General features: G+C 62.2%; 8 protein-coding genes and 1 tRNA gene. 7 read left to right on the top strand and 2 right to left on the bottom strand.

All coding sequences use genetic code 11. From position 1 onward, the window contains the following. The first annotated feature begins 771 nt into the window (after positions 1-771). The 6 genes from OKW27_RS22325 to OKW27_RS22350 all read left to right on the top strand — a co-directional run bounded on the left by OKW27_RS22325 (position 772) and on the right by OKW27_RS22350 (position 9,133). Complete coding sequence (locus tag OKW27_RS22325) at positions 772-3,462, top strand: TonB-dependent receptor plug domain-containing protein (RefSeq protein ID WP_187612969.1); 2,691 nt, start codon at positions 772-774, stop codon at positions 3,460-3,462. A gap of 130 nt (positions 3,463-3,592) precedes the next feature. Beyond that, a complete protein-coding gene (locus OKW27_RS22330; RefSeq protein WP_429334894.1) occupies positions 3,593-5,209 on the top strand; it encodes a peptide ABC transporter substrate-binding protein in 1,617 nt (538 codons plus the stop codon). A gap of 17 nt (positions 5,210-5,226) precedes the next feature. Further along, a complete protein-coding gene (locus OKW27_RS22335) occupies positions 5,227-6,162 on the top strand; it encodes an ABC transporter permease subunit (protein ID WP_018417493.1) in 936 nt (311 codons plus the stop codon). A 1-nt stretch (position 6,163) separates the two neighbouring features. After that, positions 6,164-7,114, top strand: coding sequence for an ABC transporter permease (locus OKW27_RS22340; RefSeq protein WP_429334895.1), 951 nt, complete (start codon positions 6,164-6,166; stop codon positions 7,112-7,114). Position 7,115: 1 nt separating this feature from the next. Continuing rightward, positions 7,116-8,117, top strand: a complete 1,002-nt coding sequence (locus OKW27_RS22345) for an ABC transporter ATP-binding protein (protein ID WP_429334896.1) — start codon at positions 7,116-7,118, stop codon at positions 8,115-8,117. Continuing rightward, complete coding sequence (locus OKW27_RS22350; protein ID WP_090800851.1) at positions 8,114-9,133, top strand: ABC transporter ATP-binding protein; 1,020 nt, start codon at positions 8,114-8,116, stop codon at positions 9,131-9,133. Before OKW27_RS22345 ends, OKW27_RS22350 begins: the two co-directional genes overlap by 4 nt. A 133-nt stretch (positions 9,134-9,266) precedes the next feature. Here the strand turns inward: OKW27_RS22350 and OKW27_RS22355 are convergent. Next, positions 9,267-9,390: transfer RNA gene (locus tag OKW27_RS22355), tRNA-OTHER, on the bottom strand. Between the two features lie 78 nt (positions 9,391-9,468). Between OKW27_RS22355 and xth the strand changes: the two genes are divergently transcribed. Next, on the top strand, positions 9,469-10,245 hold the full coding sequence (gene xth / locus OKW27_RS22360) for an exodeoxyribonuclease III (RefSeq protein ID WP_090800854.1): 777 nt from the start codon (positions 9,469-9,471) through the stop codon (positions 10,243-10,245). 51 nt (positions 10,246-10,296) lie between these two features. On the opposite strand, the gene OKW27_RS22365 is transcribed toward xth, so the two are convergent. Beyond that, positions 10,297-12,414, bottom strand: a complete 2,118-nt coding sequence (locus OKW27_RS22365; RefSeq protein WP_429334897.1) for a prolyl oligopeptidase family serine peptidase — start codon at positions 12,412-12,414, stop codon at positions 10,297-10,299. Positions 12,415-12,539 lie beyond the last annotated feature (125 nt).

Genomic DNA, 12,539 nt, shown 5'->3' on the forward strand with positions numbered 1-12,539 from the left:
TATTCTGCCAAAGCCTTTAATTCCCTATTGCAGAAATGGTGCGAAAAGTCGCACTTGAATCGTTTTGGTGCAATCTCAGAATACCTATAGACAATTTCATTACATCAACCTTTCATATTACTTTCTATCTAGTATGACAATAGGCACCAATTGAAGACCAGCTACCAGCCAGAAATGCCTACACGCAGCGCGAATCAACCTTACAGGATCCATTTCTTACATTTATTACTGTTCATTTCAACGGCATATTAATCGCCCCGAATTAGGGAATTTAATTGCAATGGACCATTTTTTATCTAATGCACCAATTCTGTAATTAAGCATTCTTACGGTGCGTAAGCTGCACCAAATCGTAATTAAAATAAGCCGCCTAACTTTATTTTTTTCCAATGGAAACTTTCCTGCGTTCTGTTACGCGCGAGGAATGCTTTATTTCCAGGCACTACCCGCGCGACACAATTTTTCGTAACTCTGAATTCCTAAGCAAATCAATCGCTTCGATGCATTTGCGGAGGCCGCTCAAGGCCTTTCCGACGGTCCGCGACCTCACACATGGCATATCTCGTGCTCTTGCTGCGCTCGCTTCAAGACCAAGGCGCGCGTCCGACACGATCGGCGACGCACCCTGGACGGGATGTGCGGGACGGCGCGGGGATGCGCCGGACAGCGAAGAACTCGCTGACGTCAACGCACTGCAGCGCACGCGCAACTCGCGCCTGCGTTGGCGTGATCGTTCAACGGAAGTGGCCTTAACAACAAGAAGGAGCGCAAGTGAAACAAAAGCGATTGGCCTCAGCCATCAAAAGAATCATCGGAGCCGAGCTGGTGTTGACAGCGGCGTTCGTCCCGCTGGCACACGCACAAAGCCAACCTGATACAGCGGCCGTTCCGACGGCCGCAAGCACGCCAGCGGCGACTCCCCCCGCCGTCAGCAAGCTCGAAAAAGTAGAAGTCACCGGTTCGCTGATCCGCACATCGGACAAGACCGGCAACGTCGAAGTCCAGACCGTTACGGCAAGGGAAATCCAGCAAAGCGGCTACACGACCGTGGCCGACTTCCTGCGCGGCATGTCTGCCAACTCCGCGTCGAGTTGGGGTTCCACCACGATGAACGGCACGGCGCCGGGCGGCTCGGGGATCGCATTGCGCGGTCTGTCCGAGAAGTACACGCTGGTGCTGGTCGACGGCCAACGCGTCGCGAACTACGCACAGGCGGTGAACTTCACCGACACGTTCTTCGACGTCAACACGATCCCGCTGAACATCGTCGATCACATCGAAATCGTGAAGACGGGCGCCGTGTCCGCATACGGTTCCGACGCGATTGCCGGCGTGGTCAACATCATCACGAAGAAGAACTTCCAGGGTCTTCAGATCGACGGGCAGCTCGGCAAGGCACAGCATCCGGGTAACGCTCAGGGCAACTTCAGCGTGCTCGGCGGCTTCGGCGACCTGAACTCGGATCGTTTCAACGTGACGGCAGCCGCCAGCTACTATCGCGATTCCGGTTCGACGCTCGACCAGCGCGACATGACCAAAAACGAAGACTTCAGCCAGTACCCAGGCGGGTCGGCGGGTCCTCTGGGTCCGAACCAGCAGTCATTCTGGCAACTGCCCGACGGCTCGACCGCCGCGTTGAGCCCATGCCCTCCGGGCAGCACTAACGCGGCGGGCGCATCGTGCGTGTACAAGAACGCGAACACGTACTCGCTGATTCCACAGACGACGCGTCTGAACGCGAAGGTGCGTGGCACCTTCAAGATCAACGACGACATACAGGCTTACGCCGACCTGTGGGCGAGCCGCAACGAGACGGTCCAGTACTTCGGCAGCCCGGCCATCAGCAGCGTGTCGAACGTGTTCAATCCAGTGACCGGCTCGGTGTCGCAACTCGACCGCACGGTGTCGGCGCTGAATCCGTACAACCCGTACGGTGTCGATACGCCGATCAACCTGACCTTCCCGGGCATTGCGCAGCGCGCAGACACGGTATCGACGTTCTGGAAGGCCTCGACGGGCGTGAAAGGTTCGTTCACCACGCCGAAGGCCGGCGACTGGGACTGGTCGGTGGACTATGGTCATTCGCAGAGCACGGTCGACACGACGTACTCGAACATGATCAACACGGCCGCGCTTGAAAACCTCCTCGGCCCGAACGGCGGCTACAACTTCGCGAACCCGGCATCGACGCCGAACGGTCTGAACGGCCTGTTCCAGAACGACTACCAGCAGGCGATCTCGAAGCTCGACAGCGTGACGGCGAAGACCTCGACCGGCAATCTGTTCAACCTGCCGGCTGGCCCGGTCGGCATCGGTTTCGGTACGGAATTCCGTCACGAAAGCTCGCTGATCAACCCGCGCACGTACTCGTCGCAAGGGATCGTCGTGCCGGCGAACGTTCAGTCCGTCGACGGCGAACGCAACATCGCGGCCGTGTATTACCAGATCGATATTCCGATCATCCACAACCTGACGTTCACGCAAGCGGGCCGCTATGACCACTATAGCGACTTCGGCGGCGCGTTCTCGCCGAACTTCGCACTGCGCTTCCAACCGGTCCAGATGCTGACGACGTACGCGTCGTACAGCCGTGGTTTCCGCGCGCCGACGCTGATCGAAAACTCGCAGGCAACCTACCTGGCTCACCAGAACCTCGTCGATCCGAACGACCCGAGCGGCGTGCCGACCAAGCACTTCACGACGGAACAGATCAACGGCAATCCGAACCTCCAACCGGAGCACACCAAGAACTACAACATCGGCTTCGAACTGTCGCCGGATACGTCGACCGATATCGGTGCAGCGTTCTACAAGATTCATATCGACGGCGTGATCGGTACCGACGATCCGAATGCCGTGCTGGATGCCAACGACCCGTCGAGGGTCGTGCGCAATCCTGACGGCACGATCCGCTACATCTCGCAACAGTTCGTCAACCTCGGCTCGCTGGATACCGACGGCTTCGACATGAACTTCCGCAAGTCGGTCGGCACGAAGTACGGCACGTTCACGCTGTCGGGCGACTGGGCGTACGTGTGGCACTTCAAGCTGAACAGCCCGGGCGCTGCAACGCAGGACTTCGCGGGTAACAACCTCGCGCTGCTGCAACCGTTCGGTGCGTCGAATCCCCGCTGGAAGGGCAACACGAGCCTGACGTGGGATTACCGCAAGATGACCACGACGCTGAGCTGGCAGTACACGGGTCCGTACACCAACGCAGTGGCAGCCGAGTTCGGCGACGGTGGCACGGGTTCGGTGGCGTCGTATAGCCAGTTCAACCTGATGATGACGTATCGCGGCTTCAAGAACTGGACGATCTATGGCGGCATCCAGAACATCTTCGACAGGCAGCCGCCGTTCGACGTCGAGTGGCAATCAACGCCGGACATCACCGGCTACGACCAGTCGCTGTACACGAATCTGGGCCGCTTCTTCCAGATCGGTGCGACCTACCGCTTCTGATCGTCGCAGCGGGCTTTATCGCAGGACCGTAGGTCTCCTCTTGCCTCTTCTTCGTTGTTGAAGAGGATTGGCGGCGGTGCCTCGTGCACCGCCAGCTTTTTTGCTATTCGGATGCCACTTGAAATACGCAATGAAACCGATTCACGCCACTCGGGCGGCGTTGGCCGCGTTGGCGCTCGCCCTTCTCTCTCCCGCCCACGCCGTGACGATCCCGCCCGGCGTCACGCTCGCAGCCACCCAGGAACTGACGCGGCAAACACCCGTCGAGGCAGAATCGATCGACCCCGCGCATATCGAATCCTGGGCCGCTAATACCATCGGCCTCGACCTGTTCGAAGGCTTGACGCGAATCGCCGCCGACGGTGCGGTCGTGCCGGGCGTCGCGCAATCGTGGAGCCGCAGCGCGCCCGATACATGGATCTTCAAGCTGCGCCACAACGCGCGCTGGAGTAACGGCGAGCCGGTCACGGCCGCCGATTTCGTCTATTCATGGCAACGCGTGGTCGATCCGAAGACCGGCTCGAAATACACGATCCTGGTCGAGTTCGTGAAGAACGCGAAGGCGATTCTGGCGGGCAAGGCGCCGCTCTCCAGTCTCGGCGTGCGCGCGGTCGATCCGTACACGGTGGAGGTCAAGACCGAAGACCCGACCGCGTTCTTTCCGCAACTGACCGCAATGTCGACGATGGCGCCGGTGAACCGCGCGACGGTCGCGAAGTACGGCGACGAATGGACCCGTCCCGGCCACATGGTCAGCGACGGTGCGTATGCGTTGAGCGACTGGCAACCGGGCAACCGTCTCGTGATGGTGAAGAACGACAAGTACTGGGATGCGAGCCAGGTCGCGATCACGAAAGTCACCTATCTGCCGATCGAAAGCGACGAAACGGCAATGCGGATGTATCAGGCCGGCCAGTTCGATTACACGTATTCGATTCCGTCCGGCATCTATAACCACGTCAGCAAGCAGTTCGGCTCCGAACTGAAGACCGGGATGTTTATCGCCACCTACTACTACTCGCTGAACAACGCCGACCCGGCCTTCAGGGACAAGCGCGTGCGCGAGGCGCTATCGATGGTGATCGACCGCAACCTGCTGACGTCTAAACTGACCGCAAGCGGCGAGTTGCCGCTGTACGGCCTGATTGCAAAAGGCACGCAAGGCGCGGCGCAATTCCAGCCCGACTGGGCCGCGTGGCCGATGGCGAAACGCATCGAAACCGCGCGAGACCTGCTGAAACAGGCGGGCTATTCCGCTGCAAAGCCGTTGACGTTCACGCTGACATACAACACCAACGACCTGCACAAGAAGGTCGCGCTATTCACGACGTCGGAATGGCGCACCAAGCTCGGCGTCAACGTGAAGCTCGAAAACGTCGAGAACCGCGTGCTGCTGAAAATGCGCCACGACGGCAAGGTGCAGGCGTCGCGCGACGGCTGGTTCGTCGACTACAACGATGCGATGTCGTTCTTCGACCTGATCCGCTGCAACAGCGTGCAGAACGACCAGCACTACTGCAATCCGAAGGTCGATGCGTTGATCGATCAGGCGAACCAGCAGATGGACGAAGCGAAGCGCACCGCGATGCTAACGCAGGCGCACGACATCGCGATGAACGACTATCCGCTGATTCCGATGTTCCAGTACTCGGCGGTGCGGCTCGTGAAATCGTATGTGGGCGGCTATTCGCCGACCAACTACGTCGATCAGCGGCAGTCGCAGGACATGTACATCATCAAGCACTGAGCGCAAGGAGCCTTGCCATGCTGGCTTATACATTGCGCCGCGCGTTATGGGCGATCCCGACGATTCTCGCCGTGATCACCGCGTGCTACCTGCTGCTGCACCTGACGCCCGGCGGCCCGTTCGATTCGGAGAAGCATCTGTCGGCGGCCGTGCTTGCCAATCTCGACGCGAAATACCACATCGATCAGCCGCTGTGGAAGCAGTATTTGCTGTACATCGACTCGCTGCTGCACGGCGATCTCGGCGCGTCGTTCCGTTACACGGACTGGTCGGTCAGCGAACTGGTGTGGAAAGCCCTACCGGTCAGCCTCGGCGTCGGCGGCATTTCGGTGCCGATCGCGCTGGTGATCGGTGTGGCGCTCGGCACGGTTGCGGCGGTGCGCCGCAATGGCGTGATCGACTACGGCGTGATGTTGCTCGGCAATCTCGGCAGTGTGGTGCCGCCATTCATCCTCGGCCCCGTGCTGGTGTGGGTCTTCGCGATCCTGATCAAGCGCGGCGAGCATGGTCTGCTGCCCGCCGGCGGTTGGGGTGACGGCGACTGGCACTACCGCGTATTGCCGATCGTACTGCTCGTGATCATCAACGTATCGACGATTGCGCGCGTGATGCGCGGCAGCATGATCGAAGTGCTGTCCGGCAACTTCATCCGGACCGCGCGCGCGAAAGGTCTGGCCGGCCGCACCATCGTCTTGCGTCATGCGCTGAAACCGGCGCTGATGCCGGTCGTATCGCTACTCGGCTCGCTGTGCATTTCGTCGATCACCGCCGCGGTCGTCACCGAATCCGTATTCGCGCTGCCCGGTCTGGGGCAACTGGTCGTGAACGGCGCGATCAATCGCGACTACACGCTGGTGCTCGGTCTGGTCGCATTGATTACGGCATTCGCGGTCCTGTTCAATCTGCTGGTCGATCTTGCTTACGCATGGCTCGATCCGCGCATCCGGTACTGACATGAAGATTCGTCGATTCAACCTGGCCGCGCGTGCGTTCGTCGCGCCGCCGGCCGATGCGGCGTCCGCAGGCGGCTGTCTGTCCGGCGGCATCGTCACGAAGGCTTCGCGCGGACCGTTCGCGATTGCCGCCATGCGCTTTTTGCGTAATCGCGCGGCATTTGCAAGTCTCGTAATCCTGCTGCTGATCGTCGTCGCATGCTTTGCGGGGCCGCTGTTTCTGCCCAACAATCCGGTCGACAGCGACTGGGGATCGATCAGTCTGCCGCCGTCTTGGCTCGGCCTGCATCTGTTCGGTACCGACGAACTCGGTCGCGACCTGCTCGCGCGCACGCTGGTGGGCGGGCGCGTATCGCTCGAAGTCGGGTTGCTCGGCACGCTGGTGTCCGGACTGATCGGCGTCGCGTGGGGCGCGACAGCCGGCTTCATGGGCGGACGCGTCGATGCCGTTATGATGCGCGTCGTCGACGTGATGTACGCGATTCCGTACATGCTGATCGCGATCATGATGATGACGCTGTTCGGCCGCGCGTTCTATCTGGTCGTGCTGACCATCAGCGCGTTTTCGTGGCTCGATATGGCGCGCGTGGTGCGCGGTCAAACGCTGTCGCTGCGTTCGCGCGAATTCGTCGACGCGGCGCGTGCGACTGGCGTCAGCACCCGCGCCATCATCGCGCGGCATATCGTACCGAACCTGATCGGCGTGGTGGTGGTGTATGCCACGGTCACAGTGCCGTCGATCGTGCTGACGGAATCGGTGCTGTCGTTTCTCGGACTCGGCGTCCAGGAGCCGATGACGAGTTGGGGCGTGCTGATCGAAGACGGTGCCCAAAAACTCGAATCGATGCCGTGGCTGCTGCTCTGCCCTGCCGTCATGCTGTGCGTGACGCTGTATTGCGTGAACTTCGTCGGCGACGGTTTGCGCGACGCTCTCGACCCCAAGGATCATTGACATGGCGCTACTCGAAGTGAAGGACCTGAGTGTGCGCTTCACGCGCCGCGAAGGACCGCCGGTCGATGCGGTCCAACGCGTGTCGTTTTCGCTCGACGCGGGCAGCACGCTGGGCATCGTCGGCGAATCGGGGTCGGGCAAGAGTCAGACCGTGATGGCGCTGCTCGGTTTGCTGTCGTCGAACGGCAGCGTGTCGGGCACCGCACTGTATCGTGGCGAAGACGGCGGCGATCTGCTGACGATGAACAACGCAGCGCTGAACAGGATTCGCGGCAACCGGATCGGCATGGTGTTTCAGGACCCGATGACGGCGCTCAATCCGTTTTTGACCATTGAACGGCAGATGACGGAATCGCTGCAATTGCACAAGAAGCTGTCGCGTCGCGAAGCGCGTCGGCGTGCCATCGAGGTGCTCGACACGGTGCGGATTCCCGATGCCGCACGCCGCATCGGCATGTATCCGCATGAGTTTTCCGGTGGTATGCGGCAGCGCGTGATGATTGCGATGGCGTTGCTGTCCGAACCGGACATTTTGATTGCCGACGAACCGACTACCGCGCTCGACGTCACCGTTCAGGCGCAAATCATCGAATTGCTGCGCGAACTGAATCGCGAGCGCGGCACGGCAATCGTCCTCATCACGCACGACATGGGCGTGGTCGCCGGTTTGTGCGATACCGTGATGGTGATGTATGCAGGGCGTACGGTCGAGCAGGCAGACGCGCGCGCGCTGTTCGCGGCGCCGACCCATCCGTACACGATCGGCCTGCTGAACGCGCTGCCGCGCATCACCGACGACGACGACCGCCCGTTGCAAACCATTCCGGGCAATCCGCCTTTGCCGGGGCAAATCGGCGCGGGTTGCGCGTTCGCACCGCGTTGTTCGTTTGCAGACGATACTTGCCGCACCACAGTGCCGTCGCTCGATGCGCGTAGCGATCTGGCGGGTGCATTGCGCGCGTGCCACCGTCCGGTTTCAGCCATTCTGGAGGCCGTTCGATGAACCAGCATTCCGCTTGCAACAGTACCGAACCGCTGCTGTCGGTGAACGAACTGAAGGTGCATTTCAGCGTGCCGCGCGGCAAATTACCGTGGTCCGGCAAGGCCACGCTGCGCGCTGTCGACGGCGTGTCGTTCGATGTACGGCGCGGCGAAACCGTCGGGCTGGTGGGTGAATCCGGCTGCGGCAAGTCCACGCTCGCGCGCGCGATCGTCGGTCTTGCGCCTGCGTCGGGCGGCAGCGTCAAGCTTCATGGCGTCGAAACCGTGCAAGGCGCGAAGCGCGATCTCGGCATCTTGCGGCGCGACGTGCAGATGATCTTTCAGGACCCGCTCGCGTCGCTCGATCCGCGCATGACGATCGAGCAGATCGTCGCGGAGCCGTTGATCACGCATCGGCCCGATGTCGCGCGCGCCGATGTGCGCGCTCGCGTGCTGAGCATCCTCGAACGCGTCGGCCTGAATGCGCAGCATCTGCGGCGCTATCCGCATGAGTTTTCGGGCGGGCAATGTCAGCGCGTCGGAATTGCACGGGCATTGATCAGCGAGCCGCAACTCGTGATCTGCGATGAACCGGTGTCCGCGCTCGACGTGTCGATTCAAGCGCAAATCGTTAATCTATTGCGCGACTTGCAACGCGAACTGTCGTTGTCGCTGCTGTTCGTCGCACACGATCTGGCCGTGGTGAAAGCAATCAGCCATCGCGTGATGGTGATGTATATGGGGCGCGTGATAGAGTTCGGCGAAAAACGCGCGCTGTACGCGGCACCTGCGCATCCCTATACCCGTGCATTGCTGTCGGCCGTACCGGTTCCCGACCCGACCGTCGAGCGCGCGCGACGGCATCTGCTGCTTCAAGGCGAGATTCCGTCGCCCTTGCAACCGCCGTCGGGATGCGCCTTCCGCACGCGCTGCCCCGCCGCGATCGACGCATGCGGCGATGCGCAACCGCAAGCGGTTTCCCAGCAAGGTGATGCACGGCGGGTTGCGTGCATCCGGGTTCCCGTTCCTACCGAATAGCGCCTGTTTCATGGGCGGGAGTTCAACAACCGGGACAGCGGCGAAAGCCCACGCTCGACCGGCCCGAGCTGACGGCCTGGTGATGGGCCAAAAGCAAAGCCCGTTCAAGTTCCCATGAACGGGCTTTGTCCGGCGGAGTGGACGGGACTCGAACCCGCGCCCCCCGGCGTGACAGGCCGTATCATATAGGCTGCGACGCCGGACTGGCATGGCGTGTGACTCCTGAATAACGGAACACCACTCGCGGAACACCACTCGCGAAATGGTATATCGATACGTATATCACGACCACATCAAGTCAAATATTTATTGAAAATCAACGAGTTGTGCAACTGATGAAAATCGCCACCTGGAACGTCAACTCCCTCAAAGTCCGCCAGCAACACGTCATCGACTGGCTCGCGAGCAGCGGCACCGACGTGCTGTGCCTGCAGGAACTGAAGCTTCCCGACGAAAAATTTCCGCGCGCCGAACTCGAGGCGGTCGGCTATCGAAGCTGGTACGCGGGTCAGAAAACCTATAACGGTGTCGGCATTCTGGTGCGCGAAGGTTTGAACGTCGACGAAAGCAGCATCGTGCGCAACATCCCCGGTTTCGAGGACCCGCAGCAGCGCGTGATCGCGGCAACCATCGACGGCGTGCGCATCATCTCCGCGTATTTCCCCAACGGCCAGGCGCCCGGCACCGACAAGTTCGCGTACAAGCTGCGCTGGCTCGACGCGCTGCACGACTGGCTCGCCACCGAGATGACGCTGCATCCGAAGCTCGCCTTGCTCGGCGACTACAACATCGCGCCCGACGATCGCGACGTGCACGATCCGAAGGCATGGGAAGGTCAGAATCTGGTGTCGCCCGAGGAACGCGCGGCGTTCGTGCGGCTGATCGGCCTCGGTCTGCTCGACGCGTTCCGCCAGTTCGAGCAGCAGGAAAAAATCTATTCGTGGTGGGACTACCGGATGATGGCGTTCCGTCGCAACGCGGGACTGCGCATCGATCACATCCTGCTGTCGAAGGCATTGGCCGACATCTGCTCGGCGTGCGACATCGACAAGGTGCCGCGCAAGTGGGAGCAGCCGTCGGATCACGCGCCAGTGTTCGCGCAGCTGGGCTGATCCGGCATACAGCGACGAAACGAGGCAGCGCTGCCTCGCGTCCCTATTGCTTCAAGCGCCGCCCAGCACACCCCACAAGAACCCGAACACCATCGCATCATGCTCGGCCTGCTCCAACTCATCGGAGCCGCCGTGGCCGCCTTCCGTATTCTCCCGATACCACACGTGCTGCGCGCCCAGCGCCTGCATGCGCGCGGCCATTTTGCGCGCATGGCCGGGATGCACGCGATCGTCGGCGGTCGACGTCGTGAATAGCACCGGCGGATACGCGACACCCGCCGCGAGGTTGTGATACGGCGAATACGCGGCGAGCGCACGCGCTTCATCGGGTTCGTCGGGGTCGCCGTACTCGTCGATCCACGAGGCGCCCGCATGCAGCAGGTGATAGCGGCTCATATCGAGCAACGGCACCTCGCAGACGACCGCGCCGAATAGCTGCGGCCGCTGCACCATGCAGGCGGCCACGAGCAAACCGCCGTTGCTGCCGCCCTGAATGCCGAGCTGTGCGGCGCTCGTCACGCCGGTCGCGATCAGCGCCTCGGCGACCGCGATGAAATCATCGAACGCGCGCTGGCGATGCTCGCCTTGCGCCGCCGTGTGCCAGCGCGTGCCGAACTCGCCGCCGCCGCGAATATGCGCGACCACGTACACGCCGCCGCGTTCGAGCCAGCCGATGCCCTGCCCCGTCAGATAGCTCGGCAGCAGCGGAATCGCGAAGCCGCCGTAGCCGCTCAGCAGACAGGGGCGCGTCGGGCTTTCATCGCCCGGCGATGACGGCGCTTCCTTCGGCCCAATCACCGTGTAGGGTACGCGCGTGCCATCGGCCGATACCGCATGTCCGCGCGTCACCGCAACGAGCGTCGCGTCGAACTGCGTCGGCCAACGGTCGAGCAACTCCCATTCGCCGGGCTCCTCGAGCGCGAGATCGGAGAGCCAGTAGGCGGGCGGTTGCAGATAATCGTCGGTGTCGACGAACACTTCGTCGTTCAATGTCGACTCGACCGGCGACACGTCGACCTGCGCATCGCCGCGCGACGCGAACACGCGCTCACGCCACTGCCAGGTGCCGTCCTCGCGCCGCGACGGCGTCCAGATCAGCGTCTTGCCGCGCACGTCGTCGAGATACGACACGATCATATGATGGCGCGTATGCGACCACTCGCAGGCCGAGGTCAGCGGCGTCGGCGTGAAGAGCGGCGTCACGTCGCGCTCGCCGCGCAGAAACGCGTCCTCGCGAATCGCGAGCAGCGCGCCGCCCGGATAGCGCGCGAGATTGCCGTCCCACTCGCACTCCCAATCGAGCCGCGGCTCGAGCAACAGCCAGCCCTGCCACGCCCCCACCGCGACGTGCGACGGCACTTCGTAACGATGCCAGGCGTCGCTAGCGTCGTCGAGGTAATACGTGTGCGAATCGAAAAAGTCGACGCTGCTCGTCACCGTATGCCGGCGATCGACCGGATCGTAATGCGCCTCCACGCCGATGTCGCCAAACTCGCCGCGAAACACGACGGGCGCGTCGGCGAGCGCCGTACCGCGGGTCCAGCGCCGCACGTCGCGCGGATAACCGGAGCGCGTCAGCGTCTTGCGCCCATTGTCCCAGCCGACGTACAGCGTATCGCGATCGATCCACGACACCGTGTGCTTGCCCGCCTTCGCAATCGCGAAGCCATCGTCGACGAAACGCCGCGCGTCGAGATCGAACTCGCGCACGACGAGCGCATCCGAACCGCCCGGCGACATCGTGATCAGCGCGCGGTCGCCGTCCGGATAAAGGATATCGAGATCGACGCATACCCACGGCGTGCCGTCGGCCGCGCCGAGCGCGTCGAAGTCGAGCAGGTTCTGCCACACCGGTGCGCCGTTGCGCCATGCGGCCCACGCAGTGCGTCGCCAGATACCGCGCGGATTGCGCTCGTCCTGCCACAAATCGTAGGCCCAGTCCTTCCAGCGATCGGGAATCACCGGACGCTCGCGCGGCAGATAGGCATCGGCGAGCCGCCGTCTGAGCGCGTCGAACGACTCGCCACTGCACCACGCCACGCGGGTGCGCGCATTCTGCGCGTCGACCCATGCGAGTGCGTCAGCGTCGTACAGCTCTTCGAGCGACAGGAAAGGATCGGGGGAAAGCGGCCACTCGAACGGGGCGGGAGAAGCTGAAGAAGCTGGCATCGTCGGCTGTTGGATCGGAACAGCGTTGATTATGCCTCGTGCGCGGTGGTTGACGGTATGCCGCGGGGCGCGATGCAACAACGACGAAGGCGGCCTGAGCCGCCCCCGCCTGCCATGCAGCATCG

The organism is Paraburkholderia sp. 35.1, from assembly GCF_050436525.1.
Taxonomy (GTDB): Bacteria; Pseudomonadota; Gammaproteobacteria; order Burkholderiales; family Burkholderiaceae; genus Paraburkholderia; species Paraburkholderia tuberum.